Raw genomic sequence first — 18,842 nt, forward strand, 5'->3', positions numbered from 1 at the left:
CCCCCACCGGGAGAGCACCGATGACCAACCCGTACGTCCCCCTCCTCGTCATGATGGGGGTGGCCGCCGTCCTCGCGGTCGGCGGCCTCGCCGCCAGCGCCGTGATCGGCCCCAAGCGCTACAACCGCGCCAAGCTCGAGGCCTACGAGTGCGGCATCCAGCCGACCCCGCACGCCGTCGGCGGCGGCCGGTTCCCGGTGAAGTACTACCTGGTCGCGATGACCTTCATCATCTTCGACATCGAGGTCGTGTTCCTCTACCCGTGGGCCGTCAGCTTCGGTGAGCTGGCCGTCTTCGGGCTGGTGGCGATGGTGGGGTTCCTCGCGCTGATCACCGTGCCGTTCCTCTACGAGTGGCGGCGCGGCGGTCTCGAGTGGGACGAGGACTGAGATGGGTATCGAAGAGGCTCCCAGCGGTTTCCTGCTGACGTCGGTCGAGACGCTCGCCGGCCTGGTCCGGAAGGCCTCGCTGTGGCCGGTGACCTTCGGCCTCGCGTGCTGCGCGATCGAGATGATGGCGACGGGCGGGTCCCGGTTCGACATCTCCCGGTTCGGCATGGAGGTGTTCCGCGCCTCCCCGCGCCAGTCCGACCTCATGATCGTGGCCGGCCGGGTCAGCCAGAAGATGGCTCCGGTGGTGCGGCAGGTCTACGACCAGATGGCCGAGCCCAAGTGGGTGCTGTCGATGGGCGTGTGCGCCAGCAGCGGCGGCATGTTCAACAACTACGCGATCGTCCAGGGCGTCGACCACGTCGTGCCGGTCGACATCTACCTGCCGGGCTGCCCGCCGCGGCCGGAGATGCTGATCAACGCGATCCTCGAGCTGCACGAGCAGATCAAGGCCGAGCCCCTCGGCAAGGACCGGGCGGAGATCGCCCGCGAGGTCGAGGCGGCCGCGCTGCGCGCCGAGCCGACCTCCCACATGACGGGGCTGCTGCGATGAGCGACGAGAAGCAGGACGCCGCCGCGGCCGCGAAGGCCGGGGACGCCGCGTCCGCCGACGCCGGGGCCCAGCGCACCAGCGAGGCGGCCCTCGAGGCCGGCGCGCAGAACGTCCCGGCCGACCGGTCGCTGCCGCTCGAGGTCGTGCAGACCCGGCACGGCATGTTCGGCGTGCACGGCTCGGGCGACACCTCCGGCTTCGGCGGCCTGGTGCAGACCGTGGCGCTGCCCGGCCCGAGCGAGCGGCCGTACGGCGGCTGGTTCGACGAGGTCGTGGACGTGCTGACCGAGCTGCTGGACGCGTCCGGCACCGGCGCCGCCGCGGCCCTCGAGTCCGTGGTCGTCGACCGCGGCGAGCTCACGCTGAACATCGCCCGGGAGCACGTGGTCGAGGTCGCGCGGCACCTGCGCGACGACCAGGACCTCCGGTTCGAGCTGTCGCTCGGCGTCAGCGGCGTGCACTACCCGCACGACACCGGCCGCGAGCTGCACGCCGTCTACCACCTGGTGTCGGTCACGCACGGCCGTCGGCTCCGGCTCGAGGTCGCCGCGCCCGAGGGCGACCCGACGATCCCCAGCACCGTCGGGGTCTACCCGGCGAACGACTGGCACGAGCGCGAGACCTGGGACTTCTTCGGCATCGTCTTCACCGGCCGCACCGACCTGGCGCGGATCGAGATGCCGGACGACTGGCCCGGCCACCCGCAGCGCAAGGACTACCCGCTCGGCGGCATCCCGGTGGAGTACAAGGGCGCCACCATCCCGCCGGCCGACCAGCGGAGGCAGTACTCGTGAGCTCCCAGACCCACGCACCCCGGGCCACCGGCCACCTCGTCGACGACGAGACCGTCGGCCTCCGCACCTTCGAGGCGACCGGCGGCGACTGGTCCGACATCGCCGAGGAGGCGGCCCGGCTCGGCGAGCAGCGCATCGTCGTCAACATGGGCCCCCAACACCCGTCCACGCACGGCGTGCTCCGCCTCATGCTCGAGATCGACGGCGAGACGGTGACCGAGGCCCGCGCGGGCATCGGCTACCTGCACACCGGCATCGAGAAGAACATGGAGTACCGCACCTGGACCCAGGGCGTGACGTTCTGCACCCGCATGGACTACGTCGCCCCGCTGTTCCAGGAGGCCGCGTACTGCCTCGCGGTGGAGAAGCTGCTCGGCATCACCGACGACATCCCGGTCCGCGCCAGCGAGATCCGGGTGCTGATGATGGAGCTCAACCGGATCTCCTCGCACCTGGTGTGCCTGGCGACCGGCGGCAACGAGCTCGGCGCCACCACGATCATGACCATCGGGTTCACCGCCCGCGAGGAGATCCTGCGGATCTTCGAGATGGTCACCGGCCTGCGGATGAACCACGCGTACATCCGCCCGGGCGGCGTCGCGCAGGACATCCCGCCGGGCGGGCTCGACTCGGTCCGCGAGGCCCTGGTCGGCGTGCGGCGGTACCTCACGCAGCTCGAGGACCTCATGCTCGGCCAGCCGATCCTCAAGGGCCGGCTGAAGGACGTCGGCGTGCTCAACCTGGCCGGCTGCATGGCGCTCGGCATCACCGGCCCGATGCTCCGGTCCACCGGCCTGCCGTACGACGTCCGCAAGGCCGCCCCGTACTGCGGCTACGAGACCTACGACTTCGACGTCCCGGTCTCCGAGGGCTCGGACTGCTGGGACCGGATGGTCCTGCGGATCGAGGAGTGCTACCAGTCGATGCGGATCGTCGAGCAGGTGATCGAGCGGCTGCAGGCCTCGGCCGGCACGCCGGTCATGGTGGCGGACAAGAAGATCGCCTGGCCCGCCCAGCTCGCCATCGGCAGCGACGGCATGGGCAACTCGCTCGACCACATCCGGGAGATCATGGGCACCTCGATGGAGGCCCTGATCCACCACTTCAAGCTGGTGACGGAGGGCTTCCGGGTCCCCGCCGGCCAGGCGTGGCAGACCGTCGAGCACCCCCGCGGGGAGCTCGGCGTGCACCTCGTCTCCGACGGGGGCACCAAGCCGTACCGGGCGCACTTCCGCGACCCGTCGTTCAACAACCTGCAGGCCGTCTCGGTGCTCTGCGAGGGCGGGCAGGTGGCGGACGTCGTCTGCTCCGTCGCCTCCATCGACCCGGTGCTCGGAGGGGTGGACCGCTGATGACCGCCATCGACCACCCGCGGATCCCCGGCTCGGGGCGCCCGCGCGCGGCCTACGACGACGCGACCCGGGAGCGGCTCGCCGCCGACGCGGCGCAGGTCGTCGCCCGGTACCCCGACCCGCGGTCGGCCCTGCTGCCGCTGCTGCACCTGGTGCAGTCCGAGGACGGCTACGTGAGCCCGGCGGGCATCGCGTTCTGCGCCGCCACCCTGGACCTGTCGACCGCCCAGGTGTCCGCGGTCGCGACGTTCTACACCCAGTACAAGCGCCGCCCGAACGGCGAGTACACGGTGGGCGTCTGCACCAACACGCTCTGCGCGATCATGGGCGGCGACGCGATCTGGGAGGACCTCACCGACCGGCTCGGCATCGGGCACGACGAGACGACGGCCGACGGGAAGATCACGCTCGAGCGGATCGAGTGCAACGCGGCCTGCGACTACGCGCCGGTCATGATGATCAACTGGGAGTTCTTCGACAACCAGACGCCGGACTCGGCCGCCGAGGTGGTCGGGCGGCTGATCGCGGGGGAGCCCGTCGCCCCGACCCGCGGCCCGTCCCGGGTGCAGACGTTCAAGCAGGTGTCCCGCGTGCTGGCCGGGTTCCCCGACGGCCTCGCGGACGAGGGTGTCGCGGCCGGCGAGCCCACGCTGCGCGGGCTGCGGCTCGCGCGGGAGAACGGCTGGACGGCCCCGTCGGTCGACGCCGCGGAGCGGGACGCCGCGCAGGAGCAGCAGGCCGAGCCCGCGGCCCCCGCCGCCACGAGCACCGCCCCGGCGGCCTCCGCGCCGCAGCCCGGCGGCGAGCAGTCCTCCGTCGACCGCCCCGCGGCCGGCGCCCCCGAGCGGACCGCCGAGCAGGAGAAGGTCGAGCACCGCGCGGACGACACGAGCAAGCCCGCCGACAGCGAGAAGGAGTCGTGATGGCCGACGCGACCACCCTGACGCCGGTGCTCAGCGACCGCTGGGACGCCGACCGCCCGTGGGACCTGGGCACCTACGAGTCCCGCGGGGGCTACCGCGGGCTGCGCAAGGCCCTGACGATGGACGCCGCCGACGTGGTGACGACCGTCAAGGACTCCGGCCTGCGCGGCCGCGGCGGCGCCGGCTTCCCGACCGGGATGAAGTGGGGCTTCCTGCCCGCGCCCGACGGCGGCCCCCGCTACCTCGTGGTCAACGCCGACGAGTCCGAGCCCGGCACCTGCAAGGACATCCCGCTGATGCTGGCGGACCCGCAGCTGCTCGTGGAGGGCGTGGCGATCACGTCGTACGCGATCGGCTGCCACCACGCGTTCATCTACCTGCGCGGCGAGGTCGTGCACGTCTACCGGCGGCTGCTGCACGCGGTCGAGCAGGCGTACGCGCAGGGCTACCTGGGCAAGAACGTCCTGGGCAGCGGCTACGACCTGGACGTCACGGTGCACGCCGGGGCCGGTGCGTACATCTGCGGCGAGGAGACCGCGCTGCTCGACTCGCTGGAGGGCCGCCGCGGCCAGCCGCGGCTCAAGCCGCCGTTCCCCGCGGTCGCGGGCCTCTACGCCCGGCCGACCGTCGTGAACAACGTCGAGTCGATCGCCTCGGTGCCCGGCATCCTGGTCGGCGGCTCGGACTGGTTCCGCACGATGGGCACCGACCGGTCGCCCGGCCACGGGCTGTTCTCGCTGTCCGGCCACGTGCAGCGCCCGGGCCAGTACGAGGCGCCGCTCGGCATCACCATGCGCGAGCTGCTCGCGATGGCCGGCGGCGTCCGCGAGGGCCACGAGCTGAAGTTCTGGACCCCCGGCGGCTCGTCGACGCCGATCTTCACCGCCGAGCACCTGGACGTCCCGCTCACCTACGAGGAGGTCGGCGCCGCCGGATCGATGCTCGGCACCCGCGCGCTGCAGGTGTTCGACGACTCGGTGTCGGTGGTCAAGGCCGTGTCCCGGTGGACGCAGTTCTACAAGCACGAGTCGTGCGGCAAGTGCACCCCGTGCCGCGAGGGCACGTTCTGGCTCGCGCAGGTGCTCGGCCGCCTGGAGGCGGGCCAGGGCACGTCGGGCGACATCGACCTGCTGCTCGACCTGTGCGACAACATCCTCGGCAAGGCGTTCTGCGCCCTCGGCGACGGCGCGACCAGCCCGATCACCTCGGCGATCCAGTACTTCCGGGACGAGTTCGAGGCGGGCACCCACACGCCCGCCGACGTGCTGTTCCCGCCGGAGCGCGCCTCGCTGTTCCCCTACACGCCGCGCCGCAGCGGCCAGCTCGCGGGAGCCCACTGATGACCGTGACCGCACCCAAGCCGCCCGCTGCGGGCCAGGCGCCCGAGCCGAAGCCCGACGGCGTCACCTTCACCATCGACGGCATCGAGACCACCGTGCCGAAGGGCACCCTGGTCATCCGCGCCGCCGAGCAGCTGGGCATCCAGATCCCGCGGTTCTGCGACCACCCGCTGCTGGCCCCGGCCGGTGCGTGCCGGCAGTGCCTCGTCGAGGTCTGGGCCCCCGGTCGCGACGGCAAGGTCGCGAAGATGCCGAAGCCGCAGGCCTCGTGCACGCTCACCGCGACGCCCGGCATGGACGTCCGCACCCAGCGCACCTCCGCCGAGGCGGACAAGGCGCAGCACGGCGTCATGGAGCTGCTGCTCATCAACCACCCGCTGGACTGCCCGGTCTGCGACAAGGGCGGCGAGTGCCCCCTGCAGAACCAGGCGATGTCGAACGGCCGCAGCCAGACCCGGTTCGTCGACGTCAAGCGGACGTTCCCCAAGCCGATCGCCGTGTCGACGGAGATCCTGCTCGACCGCGAGCGGTGCATCCTGTGCCAGCGGTGCACCCGGTTCTCCCGGGAGATCGCGGGCGACCCGTTCATCGACCTGCAGAAGCGCGGCGCGATGCAGCAGATCGGCCGGTTCGACGCCGACGTGCTGGGCTTCGCCGGCGCGGGGGTCGACGGCGAGGACGGGGCGGCCGACGGGACGCTGGCGTTCGACGACCGCGTGTTCCTGGGCGCCGACATCCCCGTCGGCCCCGCTGAGGACGACGAGTCGGGCAGCCCGTTCGCCTCGTACTTCTCCGGCAACACCGTCCAGATCTGCCCGGTCGGCGCGCTGACGAACGCGGCCTACCGGTTCCGCGCCCGCCCGTTCGACCTGGTGTCGACCCCGGGCGTCGCCGAGCACGACTCGTCCGGCGCGGCGATCCGCGTCGACCACCGCCGCGGCGTCGTGCTGCGCCGGCTCGCGGGGGAGGACCCCGAGGTCAACGAGGAGTGGATCACCGACAAGGACCGGTTCGCCTTCACCTGGCAGTCCGCCGCCGACCGGATCACCACGCCGCTGGTGCGGGACCGGGCCGAGGACGGCACCCGCGGCGAGCTGCACCCGGCGTCCTGGGCCGAGGCCCTGGAGGTCGCGGCGCACGGGCTGGAGCAGGCCCGCGCCGCCGGCGGCGTCGGCGTGCTGCCCGGCGGCCGGCTGACCGTCGAGGACGCCTACGCGTACGGCAAGTTCGCCCGCGTGGTGCTCGGCACCAACGACGTCGACCTGCGCGCCCGGCCGCACTCGGACGAGGAGCTCGCGTTCCTCGGCCACGCGGTCGCCGGCACCGGCCTGGGCGTCACGTTCCGCGACCTGGAGGCCGCGCCGACCGTCCTGCTCGCCGGCCTGGAGGCCGAGGAGGAGGCGGGCGTCGTGTTCCTGCGGCTGCGCAAGGGCGTGGTCGCGGGCCGGACGACGGTCCACGCCGTCGCGCCGCTGGCCAGCCGCGGGCTGGAGCGCCTGGACGGGACGCTGCTGCGCGCCGCCCCGGGCACCGAGCCCGAGGTGCTGGACGCCGTCGGCTCTGGCGACCTCGCCGACCTCGGGGCCGCGCTCGGCGCCGAGGGCGCGCTGATCCTGGTGGGCGAGCGCCTCGCGGCGGTGCCCGGCGCGCTGTCCGCCGTGCTCCGGCTGTCGGGTCGCACCGGCGCCCGCGTCGCGTGGATCCCGCGCCGCGCCGGCGAGCGCGGCGGCGTGGAGGCCGGCGCGCTGCCGACCCTGCTGCCCGGCGGCCGCCCGGTCGCCGACGCCGCGGCCCGCGTGGACGTGGCCGCCGCCTGGGACGTCGAGCACCTGCCCGCCGAGCCCGGCCGCGACACCGCCGCGATCCTCGCGGCCGCCGCGGACGGCACGCTCGGCGGCCTGCTGGTCGGTGGCGTGGACGTGCGCGACCTGCCCGACCCGGCCGCCGCCCGCGCGGCGCTGGCCGCGGCCGGCTTCGTCGTCTCGCTCGAGGTCCGCGCGTCCGAGGTCACCGCGCTGGCCGACGTCGTGCTGCCGGTCGCCCCGCCCGTGGAGCGCCCCGGCACCTTCGTGTCCTGGGAGGGCCGCGTGCGGCCGTTCCCGCAGGCGCTCACCTCCACCGCGATGCCGGACCACCGGGTGCTCGACGCGCTGGCGGACGAGCTCGGCGTGACCCTGGGCCTGCGGACCGTCGCCGAGGTGCACGCCGACGCCGACCCGCTGACCGGCGAGTGGGACGGCGCGCGCGTCGCCGCACCGGACGTCGCCGCCGCCGAGCCGCCGGCCGTCGCCCCGGGCCACGCGGTGCTCGCGTCCTGGCACCAGCTGCTCGACGCCGGCCGGCTGCAGGACGGCGAGCCGTTCCTGGCCGGCACGGCCAAGCGCCCGGTCGCGCGGCTGTCGCCCGCGACCGCCGCGGCCGCGGGGGTGCTGGACGGCGCGCTGCTGACCGTCGCCACCGACGCCGGCTCGATCACGCTGCCCGCCGTCGTCACCGACATGGCCGACCACGTCGTCTGGCTGCCCACCGCCTCGGCGGGCAGCCAGGTCCGGGACGCGCTGCGCGCGGTGCCGGGCGACCTGGTCCGGGTCGGGCCCGCCGCCGACGGCACCGCCGCCGACGGCACCGCCACCGACGAGGAGGTGACCGCGTGACCGCGACGCTCGCGGCCGTGCTGCCCACCGCCCTGCCCGCCGCCGCGGCGGACGGCGGCGCCGCCGACTTCAGCCAGGACGTGTTCTGGGTCTGGCTGCTCAAGGCCGTCGGCATCCTGGTGTTCCTGCTGACCAGCGTGCTCATCGCCATCTGGTTCGAGCGCCGCGTCGTCGGGCGGATGCAGCTGCGCCCCGGCCCGAACGTGCACGGCCCGTTCGGCCTGTTCCAGTCGCTCGCCGACGCGATGAAGCTGCTGCTCAAGGAGGACGTCACCGTCAAGGCGGCCGACAAGCTCGTCTACCTGGTGGCGCCGTTCATCGCGGTGTTCTGCTCGCTGCTGACGATGGCGGTCATCCCGTTCGGGCCCGAGGTGTCGATCTTCGGCGTGGTCACCCCGCTGCAGCTCACCGACTTCCCGGTCGCGGTGCTCTACATCCTGGCGTGCGCCTCGGTCGGCGTGTACGGCATCGTCCTCGGCGGCTGGTCGTCCAACTCGACCTACCCGCTGCTCGGCGCCGTGCGGTCCACCGCGCAGGTCATCTCGTACGAGCTCGCGATGGGCCTGTCCCTGGTCAGCGTGTTCATCCTGGCCGGGTCGATGTCCACCTCGGAGATCGTCGCCTCGCAGACGACGATCTGGTGGCTGATCCCGCTCGCCCCGGCGTTCGTCATCTACGTCATCTCGATGGTCGGCGAGACCAACCGGCTGCCGTTCGACCTCCCGGAGGCCGAGGGCGAGCTGGTCGGCGGCTACACCACCGAGTACTCGTCGATGAAGTTCGCCTGGTTCTTCCTGGCCGAGTACATCAACATGCTCAACGTCTCGGCCGTCGCGACCACGCTGTTCTTCGGCGGCTGGCGCGCCCCGTGGCCGCTGTCCTGGATCGGCGACGGCGTGCTCAACACCGGCTGGTGGCCGCTGCTGTGGTTCGTCGCCAAGGTCTGGCTGTTCATGTTCCTGTTCGTGTGGATCCGCGGCACGCTGCTGCGGTTCCGGTACGACCAGTTCATGAAGTTCGGCTGGAAGGTGCTGATCCCGTCGGCGCTGGTCTGGCTGGTGTGCGTCGCGGTCGTCCAGGGCGTCCGCCAGTTCGGCGGCGCGGACGTCATGGCGATGCTGCCGTGGCTCGGCGGCGCGATCCTCGTCATCGTCGCGCTGTCGTTCCTCATCCCGGAGAAGAAGCCGGTCCCCGAGCCGGCCCCGTCGGACGAGCCGTTCGACGCCTTCGCCGGCGGCTTCCCGGTGCCGCCGCTGCCCGGCCAGAGCCTGCCGCCGTCGCCGCGCGCCCTGCGCCGCGAGGCCCAGTCGCCCGCGTCGCCCGCCCTCGTCGGTGGCCCCGCGGCCGACGACGGGGCCGCGGACGGCGACGCCCCCGAGTCCCCCACCCAGGAGGTGCCGCGTGGCTGACACGCCGGACAAGTCGGTCGAGCGGAAGGGCGGCGGTGGCGAGGTCGCCCGGCCCGCCACGGTCCGCCCGTACGAGTCGCTGATCCCCAAGCGCAGCGCGGTCGCCGACGCCCTCGCGCCCGCGGCCGGGTTCGGCGTGACGATCAAGAACTTCTTCAGCCGGACCGTCACCGAGCAGTACCCGTTCGAGACGGCCCCCGTGAAGCCGCGGTTCCACGGCCGGCACCAGCTCAACCGGTACCCGGACGGGCTGGAGAAGTGCATCGGCTGCGAGCTGTGCGCGTGGGCCTGCCCCGCGGACGCGATCTACGTCGAGGCGTCGGACAACACCCCCGAGAAGCAGATGTCGCCGGGGGAGCGGTTCGGCAGCGTCTACCAGATCAACTACCTGCGCTGCATCTTCTGCGGCCTGTGCATCGAGGCCTGCCCGACCCGCGCGCTGACCATGACCAACGACTTCGAGCTGGCGGGCCCGACCCGCGAGGGCCTGATCTACGAGAAGCAGGACCTGCTCGCGCCGCTGGCCGAGGGCATGCTCGCCGCCCCGCACCCGATGGTCGAGGGCACGACGGACACCGAGTACTACCGCGGCGAGGTCACCGGCCCGACGCCGGCGCAGGTCGACTGGGTCGCCGAGCAGCGCCCGGACGACCCGACGCTCGAGGCCGGGCGCCGCCGGGCGGGCGGGACGTCCGCGCCCGCGACCGCGTCGGCCGAGGCGCCCGCGCCCATGGGGCGGGAGCCCCGATGACCCCGTCGACCGCCGAGACGGTCCTGTTCTGGGTCCTGGCCCCGATCATGGTGCTCGCCGCCTCCGGCCTGCTGTTCGCCCGCAAGGCGGTGCACGCCGCGCTGTGCGTCATCACCGTGATGATCTCGCTCGCGTTCCTGTACGTCGCGCAGGAGGCGCCGTTCCTCGGCGTCGTCCAGGTGGTCGTCTACACCGGCGCCGTGATGATGCTGTTCCTGTTCGTGCTCATGCTGGTCGGCGTCGACGCGTCCGACTCGCTGGTCGAGACGCTGCGGGCGCAGCGCTGGGTCGGCTGGCTCGCCGCGCTCGGCCTGGGCGTGGTGCTGGTCGGCGTCGTCGGCCGGGCCACCTACCCGGACGCGGTCGGGCTCGCGGAGGCCAACGCCCCCGGCAACCCGACCGGCGTCGCGCGGATCATCTTCGGCCAGCACGTGTTCGGCCTCGAGGTCGTCGGCGCCCTGCTGGTGACCGCCGCCCTGGGCGCGCTGGTGCTCACCCACCGGCAGCGCCTCAAGCCGCTGGTCAAGCAGCCCGAGCGCGCGGCGGCCCGGGTGGCCGCCGGCGGCCGGCTCACGCCGCTGCCCGCCCCCGGCGTCTACGCCCGGCACAACGCGATGGACGTCCCCGCGCTGGACCCGGACGGCAACCCGATCGACGAGTCCGTGCCGCGCGTGCTGCGGATCCGCGGCCAGGAGGCCGGCACCGCCGAGTACCGCGCGGACACCTACCGGCGCGCGGTCACCGCGGTGCTCGCGGAGCGCGGCGTGGTCGGCGACGGGGAGGTGGACGCCGCCCTCGGGACCGTCGAGGACGACCCGCGGCCGGCCGCGGCGCCCCCGGGGACCACCACCGGACCCACGGCCGACATCGACCTCGGCGGCGGCTCGACCCGGACGGAGACCGAGCGGTGACCCTCACGAACTACCTGGTGCTCTCCGGGATCCTGTTCTCGATCGGCGCCGCGACGGTGCTGCTGCGCCGCAACGCGATCATCGTGTTCATGGGCGTCGAGCTCATGCTCAACGCGACCAACCTGGCGCTGGTGACGTTCTCCCGGCTGCACGGCGACCTGACCGGCCAGGTCATGGCGTTCTTCGTCATGGTCGTGGCCGCGGCGGAGGTGGTCGTCGGGCTGGCGATCATCGTGTCGATCTTCCGCACCCGGAAGTCGGCCTCGGTCGACGACATCAACCTGCTGAAGAGCTGAGGGGACTGTGGACGTGAACTCCCTCGCCCCGCTGCTGGTGGCGGTGCCGCTGGCGAGCGCGGCGGTGCTGCTGCTGCTCGGGCGGCGCTCCGACCGCTGGGGCCACTGGCTGGGCCTGCTGGCGTCGACCGCGGCGTTCGTCGTCGGCGCGCTGCTGCTGGTCGAGCTGCTCGGCCGGCCGGCGGACGACCGGTCGATCCGGGTGCACCTGTTCGACTGGATCTCCGCCGGGCGGTTCGACCTGTCGGCCGGGCTGCTGGTCGACCCGCTGTCGCTCACGTTCGTCCTGCTGGTGACGTTCGTCGGCTCGTTGATCCACCTGTACTCGGTCGCGTACATGGCGCACGACGCCGCGCGGCGCCGGTTCTTCGCCTACCTGAACCTCTTCATCGCGGCGATGCTGATCCTGGTGCTGGCGGACTCCTACCTGCTGCTGTTCGTCGGCTGGGAGGGCGTCGGCCTGGCGTCGTACCTGCTCATCGGGTTCTGGAACCACCACACCCCGTACGCGGTCGCCGCCAAGAAGGCCTTCGTGGCCAACCGCATCGGCGACATCGGCCTGCTGGTCGCGCTCATGCTCATGTTCGCGACGTTCGGCTCGCTGGACTTCGCCTCGGTGTCCGCGGGAATCGACGGCGGTCTGGCGTCCACCGCCACGCTCACCGCGATGGGCCTCATGCTGCTGCTCGCCGCGTGCGGCAAGTCGGCGCAGTTCCCGCTGCAGTCCTGGCTCGGCGACGCGATGGCCGGCCCGACCCCGGTGTCGGCGCTCATCCACGCCGCGACGATGGTCACCGCGGGCGTCTACCTGATCGTCCGGTCCGCGCCGGTGTTCGAGGGCGCGCCCACCGCGCAGCTGGTCGTCACGATCGTCGGCGCGATCACCCTGGTGTTCGGGGCGATCGTGGGCTGCGCGAAGGACGACATCAAGAAGGCGCTCGCCGCGTCCACGATGTCCCAGATCGGCTACATGGTGCTCGCCGCGGGCCTCGGCCCGGTCGGGTACGCGTTCGCGATCTTCCACCTCGTGACGCACGGCTTCTTCAAGGCCGGGATGTTCCTCGGCGCCGGCTCGGTCATGCACGGCATGGACGACCAGACCGACATGCGCCGGTTCGGCGCGCTGCGGAAGTACATGGTCGTCACCTGGGTGACGTTCGGCCTCGGCTGGCTCGCGATCCTCGGCGTCCCGCCGTTCTCCGGCTTCTGGTCGAAGGACAAGATCATCGAGTCCGCGTTCGTGGTGCCCGAGGGCGCCGGCGAGTGGCGGGCCTGGCTGTTCGGCGCAGTCGCGCTGATCGGCGCGGGGATCACCGCGTTCTACATGTCCCGGCTGTTCTTCATGACCTTCCACGGCAAGAAGCGCTGGACCACGGACGCCGAGGGCCACGAGCCGCACCCGCACGAGTCACCCGCGCTCATGACCATCCCGATGATCGTGCTCGCGATCGGCTCCGTCGGCCTCGGCTTCGTCCTGCAGCTGGGTGGCGGCTTCACCACCTGGCTCGAGCCGGTCACCGGCCACGTCGAGCACCACGAGCCGGTGCTGCCCGTGCTCGTCATCCAGGTCGTCACGCTGCTGGCCGTCGCGGTCGGCCTCGTCCTCGCGTGGCGGCAGTACGCCTCGCTGCCGGTGCCGGAGACGGCGCCGGAGGGGTCCGCGCTCACCCGCGCGGCCCGGGTCGACCTCTACCAGGACGCCGTCAACGACGCCGTCCTGGTGGAGCCCGGCCAGCACCTGACCCGCTCCCTCGTCTACGGCGACCGCACCGCCGTCGACGGGACGTTCACCGGGCTCGGCCGCCTCACGGTCGGGATCGGGGAGCTCGTGCGCCGGATGCAGACGGGCTACGCCCGCCAGTACGCCGCCACGATGCTGCTCGGCCTCGTCGTGCTCGCGGTCGTCGTCCTGGCACCTCGGATCTGAGGGGAAGTCGATGCCGTCCACCGTCGCCACCACGGACGTGCCGTGGCTGACCCTCCTCATCGTGTGGCCGCTCGTCGGCGCGCTCGTCCTGTGGCTGCTGCCGCGGGGTGCGCGTGCGCCGGGCGCCACGGCCGACGCCGAGGGGACCGTCGCCGCCGGGCCGCGGCGGTACACCCGCCAGATCGCCCTCGGCGTCGCCCTCGTCGAGGTCGCCCTCGGCGTCGGCGCCCTGCTGGCCTTCGACACCGGCGCCGCCCGGGTGCACCAGCTGTCCGAGACGCACGCCTGGATCTCCCAGCTCGGCGTCTCGTACGCCGTGGGCGTCGACGGCGTCGGCCTCGCGCTGGTGCTGCTGTCCGTCGTGCTCGTGCCGGTCGTGATCCTCGCCGCCTGGCGCGAGCAGGGCTCCGGCGCGCTGCCCACCGAGCGGCTCCGGCACTACCTGGCGCTCGTGCTCGTGCTGACCGCGTTCATGGTCGCGGTGTTCGCCGCCCGCGACGTGTTCCTGTTCTACGTGCTGTTCGAGGCCATGCTGATCCCGGTCTACTTCATGATCGGCGCGTTCGGCGGGCCCCGGCGGCGGTACGCGGCGGTCAAGTTCCTGCTGTTCTCGCTCGCGGGCGGGCTCATCATGCTGGCCGGCGTCATCGCGCTCTACCTGCAGGGGCCCGGCGGGCCGCAGGGCTTCCTCACCGACAACCTCACCGGGCTGGACCTGCCGGTCGGGACCGAGCGCTGGCTGTTCCTGGCCTTCTTCCTCGCGTTCGCGATCAAGGCCCCGATGTTCCCGGTGCACACCTGGCTCCCCGACGCCGCCGAGCAGGCGCCCGCCGGGACCTCGACGCTGCTGGTCGGCGTGCTGGACAAGGTCGGCACCTTCGGGATGCTCACGCTCTGCCTGCCGCTGTTCCCCGAGGCGTCCCGCTGGGCGGCGCCGGTGATCATCGCGCTGGCGGTCGTGTCGATCCTCTACGGGGCGCTGCTCGCCATCGGGCAGCAGGACCTGTTCCGGCTGGTGGCGTACACGTCGGTGTCGCACTTCGGGTTCATCGTGCTGGGCATCTTCGCCTTCACGTCGACCTCGGTCGCCGGCTCGTCGTTCTACATGGTCAACCACGGGCTCTCCACCGGCGCGCTGTTCCTGCTGGTCGGGTTCCTCGCGGCGCGCCGCGGCTCCGCCCGGATCGAGGACTTCGGCGGCCTGCAGAAGGTCACGCCGGTGCTGGCCGGGGTCTTCCTGGTCACCGGCCTGTCCGCGCTCTCGCTGCCCGGCCTGTCCACCTTCGTGTCCGAGTTCCTGGTCCTGGTCGGGTCGTTCGGCACCAACCGGGCCGCCGCGGTGGTCGCGACGCTCGGCGTCGTCCTCGCCGCGGTCTACGTCCTGTGGACCTACCAGCGGCTCTTCACGGGCCCGGTGCGCGGCGACCTCGCCGGCACCCGGGACATCGGCGGCCGCGAGCGGTGGGTCGTCGGCCCGCTCATCGCGATCATGCTGGTGCTCGGCTTCTACCCGGCGCCCGCGCTGCGCCTGGTCGACGAGCCCGCCGCGCAGACCGTCGAGCACGTGGGCGGCGAGCCGCCCGCGGTCGAGATGCCGATCGCCGTCGACGGCGACTCCGAGGGGAGCGAGCAGTGACCTTCACCGTGCCCGACATCGCGTGGGCCCAGCTCACCCCGGTGCTCATCGTCCTCGGCGCCGCCGTGGTCGGCGTGCTGGTCGAGGCCCTCGTGCCCCGCCGCGTGCGCCGTGTCGTCCAGCTGACGCTGACCCTCGTCGCGCTCGGCGGCGCCGTCGTCGCGGTCGCCGCGCTCTGGAACAGCGTCGCGGACACCGGCGGCACCGAGGTCCTCGGCGGATCCCTGCTGGTCGACGGCCCGACGCTGGTCCTCTGGGCGATCACCGCCGTGCTGGCGCTGCTGGCGGTGCTCGTGATCGCCGACCGCACCGCCACCGGCGAGGACGCCTTCGCCCCCCAGGGCGCCGCGGTGCCGGGCTCCGGCTACGAGGAGGCGGCGCGCGCCGCGGGCCTGGAGCAGACCGAGGTCTACCCGCTCGTGCTGTTCGCCACCGGCGGCATGCTGATCTTCCCGGCGACGGGCGACCTGCTGACGCTGTTCGTGGCGCTCGAGGTGCTGTCGCTGCCGCTGTACCTGCTGACCGGGTTGTCCCGGCGACGCCGCCTGCTCAGCCAGGAGGCGTCGATGAAGTACTTCCTGCTGGGCTCGTTCGCGTCCGCGCTGCTGCTGTTCGGCATCGCGCTGCTCTACGGGTTCTCCGGGTCGCTCCGGTACGCCGAGATCGCCGACGCCGTCCGCACCGTCTCCGGCATGGACGGGCTGCTGCTCGCCGGGTCGCTGCTCGTGCTCGCCGGCCTGCTGTTCAAGGTCGGCGCGGTGCCGTTCCACTCCTGGACCCCGGACGTGTACCAGGGCGCGCCCACCCCGATCACCGGGTTCATGGCCGCCTGCACCAAGGTCGCCGCGTTCGGCGCGCTGGTCCGGGTGTTCTACACGGTGGTGCCCGACCTGCGCTGGGACCTGGAGCCGGTCATGTGGACCGTCGCGATCGCCACCATGGCGGTCGGCACGGTCGTCGCGCTGGTGCAGACCGACATCAAGCGGGTGCTCGCGTACTCGTCGATCGCGCACGCGGGCTTCGTGCTCACCGGCGTGGTCGCGCTGGTGCAGTCCGGGATCACGGCGGTGCTGTTCTACCTGCTGGCCTACGGCGCGGCGACGGTGGGGGCGTTCGGGATCGTGTCGCTCGTGCGGGAGCGCGGGGCGGTGCGGGCGGGCGCGGGTGCGGGCGTCGGCGCGGCGGCTCGGGTGCCGGCGCTGGCGACGGCCGGGTCCGCGTCGGCGGGCACGGGGGCGTCGGACGGCACAGCGGCGTCCGCCGCTGCGGGGGCGTCGGCCGGGTCGACGGCGGACGTCGTCGGCACGGGCAGCGGAGCCGACGGTGCGGCCGACCCCGACGGCGAGGAGCCGCCGGTCGAGGCCGAGGGCCCGATCCTCGGCGAGGCCACGCACCTGTCGCAGTGGGCCGGCCTCGGCCGGACCAACCCGGTGCTCGCCACCACGTTCGCGCTGTTCCTGCTGTCGTTCGCGGGCATCCCGCTGACGGCGGGGTTCACCGGCAAGTTCGCGGTGTTCTCCGCGGCCGTCGAGGGCGACGCGTGGCCGCTCGCGGTCGTGGGCGTCCTGGCCTCCGCGGCCGCCGCGTTCTTCTACGTGCGGATCATCGTCCTGATGTTCTTCACCAGCCCGCACGGCGGCCCGCGCGACGACGCCGACGACGAGGCCCGCCCGGGCGCCGTGGTCGTCGCGTCGCAGGGGTTCGCGGTCGTCGCCATCGGCGCCTGCGCCGTGCTGACCGTCCTGCTCGGCGTCCTGCCGGGTCCGGTGCTGGACGCGATCGCCGGCGTCGCCCAGCTCCTGCCCTGATCGTCCCGACCGCACACGGCCGTGCGCCCGTCCCCCTGCGCGGGCGGGCGCACGGCCGCGTCGGTTCTGCCACGGCCCGTGCGGCCAGATAGGTTCGTCCCGTGACTTCCCCGACCGCCCTGCCGCTCGCCGACCCCGTGCTCGCCGAGCGCATCGCGGGACGCCTCGACCTGGTCGAGGAGCGTCTGCGCACCGCCGTCGAGTACGCCGACCCGCTCGTCGACGACGCCGCGCACCACCTGGCGAACGCCGGGGGCAAGCGCCTGCGGCCGCTGCTCACGCTGCTGTCCGCCGAGCTCGGCGAGACCGCGGGCTCCGACGACGTCCTGGACGCGGCCGTGGTCGTCGAGCTCACCCACCTCGCGTCGCTGTACCACGACGACGTCATGGACTCCGCGCCGCTGCGCCGCGGCGCCCCCGCCGCGCACGAGGTCTGGGGCAACAACGTCGCGATCCTGGTCGGGGACCTGCTGTTCGCGCGCGCCTCCAGCACCGTCGCGCACCTCGGCCCGGAGGCCGTCATCATCCAGGCCGGCACCTTCGAGCGGCTGTGCCTCGGCCAGCTGCACGAGTCCACCGGCCCCGCCGCGGGCGACGACGCCGTGCAGCACTACCTGCACGTGCTCGCCGACAAGACGGCGTCCCTCATCGCGACCTCCGCGCGGCTCGGGGCCATGTACGGCGGCGCCTCGCCCGAGGCCGTCGAGACCGTCGCCGCGTTCGGCGAGCGCATCGGCGTCGCGTTCCAGCTCGCCGACGACGTCCTGGACCTCACCTCCGCAGGCGACGTCTCCGGCAAGACCCCCGGCACCGACCTGCGCGAGCAGGTGCCGACCATGCCCGTGCTGCTGCTCCGGGAGCGCGCCGCCACCGGCGCCGACCCGGCCGACGCCGACCTCGTCGCCCGCCTCGACGGCGACCTGTCCGACGACGCCGTGCTGGCCGAGGTGCTCGCCGACCTCCGGGCGCACGACGTCGTCCGCGAGACCCGGGAGCGCGCCGCCGCGCTGGTGTCCGAGGCCGTCGACCTGCTCGCGCCGCTGCCGGACGGGCCCGTGAAGGACTCGTTCGTGTCGTTCGCGGACGCGCTGGTCGACCGGGCGTCCTGACCCGCTGACGGCTTCGGGGGGAGCGGGATGAGCACGCCGACCGGTCCGGCCGGGCTCGGGCCGGCTGCGGCCGGGGTCTGCGCCGTCTGCGGCGCGGGCCTGGAGCCGGGGTCCGCGTTCTGCGGCTCCTGCGGCGCGCGCGTCGCGACGGCGCCGGGTGCGCGTGCGGGTGTGCCGGGTGCGGGTGTGCCCGGTGCGGCGGTGCCGGGCCCGGGTGCGGTGGTGCCGGGTGCGGGTGTGCCCGGCGTGGCCGCGCCGCACGACCACCTGTCCGCCGACCAGGCCGTCGGCGGCTCCGGACCTGCCCTGGTGCGAGTGGATCCACTCGCACCGACACGCCCCGGCGTGCCCGCACGAGTGGATCCACTCACGTCGAGCGGGGCCCCGGCACCGGGCTGGTCGCTGGGCGCCGACGTGGACGACGCCGTCGCGCCCGTGTGGCGGCGGCTCGTCGCGCTGCTCGTCGACCAGGCGCTGGCGGTGCTCGTCGGCTCCGCCGGGCTGCTCGCCGTGCTGCCCGCGCTGCGCTCCGACGGCTCGGTCGGCGCGCTGCTCGTCCCCGGTCTGCTCCTGCTGCTGCTCGCGGCCGGCCAGTGGTTCGCCGAGGCGTTCGGCGGTCGCACCGTCGGCGGCGCGCTCCTGGGGACCCGCACCGTCTCCGCCCGCACCGGCCGCGCCCCCGGGCTGTGGGCGGTCCTGGTGCGGAGCGTCGTCCAGGCGCTCGGCCTCCTGCTCGGCGGCATCGGCGTCTACGTCGTCGCGGGCTCCGGCGCCTGGGACGAGGGCCCCGAGCAGCGGGGCTGGCACGACAAGGCGGCCGGGACGCTGGTGCTCCGCGCCCGGGCCCCGCGCCGCGAGGAGCCGGGACCCTCGGCGCCGCCCGCGCCGGCCCCGGCACCCGCACCGGTGGCCCGACCTGCCGGCCCGACGTCCGGCCCGCCCCGGCCGGCCACCTCCGCCGAGTCCCCGGCCCCTCCGGCCCCGCGCCCC

At 73.8% G+C, this 18,842-nt stretch carries 16 protein-coding genes; all 16 read left to right on the top strand.

What is annotated here, in order from left to right:
• The first annotated feature begins 20 nt into the window (after positions 1-20).
• On the top strand, positions 21-389 hold the full coding sequence (locus G6556_RS07735) for an NADH-quinone oxidoreductase subunit A (RefSeq protein WP_147795390.1): 369 nt from the start codon (positions 21-23) through the stop codon (positions 387-389).
• Position 390: 1 nt separating this feature from the next.
• Entirely contained in the window at positions 391-942 is a 552-nt protein-coding gene (locus G6556_RS07740) for an NADH-quinone oxidoreductase subunit B (protein ID WP_166940088.1), read from the top strand.
• The gene (locus G6556_RS07745) at positions 939-1,736 is read left to right on the top strand and encodes an NADH-quinone oxidoreductase subunit C (protein ID WP_166940090.1); all 798 of its coding nucleotides are present in this window, start codon (positions 939-941) and stop codon (positions 1,734-1,736) included. The genes G6556_RS07740 and G6556_RS07745 overlap by 4 nt, the downstream gene beginning before the upstream one ends.
• On the top strand, positions 1,733-3,088 hold the full coding sequence (locus G6556_RS07750; RefSeq protein ID WP_166940092.1) for an NADH-quinone oxidoreductase subunit D: 1,356 nt from the start codon (positions 1,733-1,735) through the stop codon (positions 3,086-3,088). The genes G6556_RS07745 and G6556_RS07750 overlap by 4 nt, the downstream gene beginning before the upstream one ends.
• Positions 3,088-4,011: an NADH-quinone oxidoreductase subunit NuoE gene (gene nuoE, locus G6556_RS07755; protein WP_166940094.1), complete on the top strand. Its 924-nt coding sequence runs from the start codon at positions 3,088-3,090 to the stop codon at positions 4,009-4,011. The genes G6556_RS07750 and nuoE overlap by 1 nt, the downstream gene beginning before the upstream one ends.
• A complete protein-coding gene (gene nuoF, locus G6556_RS07760) occupies positions 4,011-5,351 on the top strand; it encodes an NADH-quinone oxidoreductase subunit NuoF (protein WP_166940095.1) in 1,341 nt (446 codons plus the stop codon). The genes nuoE and nuoF overlap by 1 nt, the downstream gene beginning before the upstream one ends.
• Entirely contained in the window at positions 5,351-8,005 is a 2,655-nt protein-coding gene (locus tag G6556_RS07765; RefSeq protein ID WP_166940097.1) for an NADH-quinone oxidoreductase subunit G, read from the top strand. Before nuoF ends, G6556_RS07765 begins: the two co-directional genes overlap by 1 nt.
• A 20-nt stretch (positions 8,006-8,025) precedes the next feature.
• Complete coding sequence (gene nuoH, locus G6556_RS07770) at positions 8,026-9,414, top strand: NADH-quinone oxidoreductase subunit NuoH (protein WP_166940113.1); 1,389 nt, start codon at positions 8,026-8,028, stop codon at positions 9,412-9,414.
• A gap of 79 nt (positions 9,415-9,493) precedes the next feature.
• Positions 9,494-10,165, top strand: a complete 672-nt coding sequence (gene nuoI, locus G6556_RS07775) for an NADH-quinone oxidoreductase subunit NuoI (protein ID WP_205693175.1) — start codon at positions 9,494-9,496, stop codon at positions 10,163-10,165.
• Positions 10,162-11,076: an NADH-quinone oxidoreductase subunit J gene (locus G6556_RS07780; protein ID WP_166940101.1), complete on the top strand. Its 915-nt coding sequence runs from the start codon at positions 10,162-10,164 to the stop codon at positions 11,074-11,076. Before nuoI ends, G6556_RS07780 begins: the two co-directional genes overlap by 4 nt.
• Positions 11,073-11,372, top strand: coding sequence for an NADH-quinone oxidoreductase subunit NuoK (gene nuoK, locus G6556_RS07785; RefSeq protein WP_147795399.1), 300 nt, complete (start codon positions 11,073-11,075; stop codon positions 11,370-11,372). Before G6556_RS07780 ends, nuoK begins: the two co-directional genes overlap by 4 nt.
• Positions 11,373-11,385: 13 nt before the next feature.
• Entirely contained in the window at positions 11,386-13,299 is a 1,914-nt protein-coding gene (gene nuoL / locus G6556_RS07790; RefSeq protein WP_166940103.1) for an NADH-quinone oxidoreductase subunit L, read from the top strand.
• Between the two features lie 10 nt (positions 13,300-13,309).
• Complete coding sequence (locus G6556_RS07795; RefSeq protein ID WP_166940105.1) at positions 13,310-14,935, top strand: NADH-quinone oxidoreductase subunit M; 1,626 nt, start codon at positions 13,310-13,312, stop codon at positions 14,933-14,935.
• A complete protein-coding gene (gene nuoN / locus G6556_RS07800) occupies positions 14,932-16,743 on the top strand; it encodes an NADH-quinone oxidoreductase subunit NuoN (RefSeq protein ID WP_166940107.1) in 1,812 nt (603 codons plus the stop codon). The genes G6556_RS07795 and nuoN overlap by 4 nt, the downstream gene beginning before the upstream one ends.
• 101 nt (positions 16,744-16,844) lie before the next feature.
• Complete coding sequence (locus tag G6556_RS07805) at positions 16,845-17,852, top strand: polyprenyl synthetase family protein (protein WP_166940109.1); 1,008 nt, start codon at positions 16,845-16,847, stop codon at positions 17,850-17,852.
• Positions 17,853-18,197: 345 nt separating this feature from the next.
• Positions 18,198-18,842, top strand: a 645-nt coding sequence (locus tag G6556_RS19895) for an RDD family protein (RefSeq protein ID WP_166940111.1), incomplete at its 3' end; no start/stop codon positions are given.

The organism is Cellulomonas sp. IC4_254 (assembly GCF_011603975.1).
In the GTDB taxonomy this organism is placed as follows: Bacteria; Actinomycetota; Actinomycetes; order Actinomycetales; family Cellulomonadaceae; genus Cellulomonas.

Bases quoted from the DNA above. Each gene is read 5' to 3' on its own strand.
- G6556_RS07735 (WP_147795390.1), top strand. From the start codon at position 21: ATGACCAACCCGTACGTCCCCCTCCTCGTCATGATGGGGGTGGCCGCC.
- G6556_RS07740 (WP_166940088.1), top strand. From the start codon at position 391: ATGGGTATCGAAGAGGCTCCCAGCGGTTTCCTGCTGACGTCGGTCGAG.
- G6556_RS07745 (WP_166940090.1), top strand. From the start codon at position 939: ATGAGCGACGAGAAGCAGGACGCCGCCGCGGCCGCGAAGGCCGGGGAC.
- nuoE (WP_166940094.1), top strand. From the start codon at position 3,088: ATGACCGCCATCGACCACCCGCGGATCCCCGGCTCGGGGCGCCCGCGC.
- nuoF (WP_166940095.1), top strand. From the start codon at position 4,011: ATGGCCGACGCGACCACCCTGACGCCGGTGCTCAGCGACCGCTGGGAC.
- G6556_RS07765 (WP_166940097.1), top strand. From the start codon at position 5,351: ATGACCGTGACCGCACCCAAGCCGCCCGCTGCGGGCCAGGCGCCCGAG.
- G6556_RS07780 (WP_166940101.1), top strand. From the start codon at position 10,162: ATGACCCCGTCGACCGCCGAGACGGTCCTGTTCTGGGTCCTGGCCCCG.
- G6556_RS07795 (WP_166940105.1), top strand. From the start codon at position 13,310: ATGCCGTCCACCGTCGCCACCACGGACGTGCCGTGGCTGACCCTCCTC.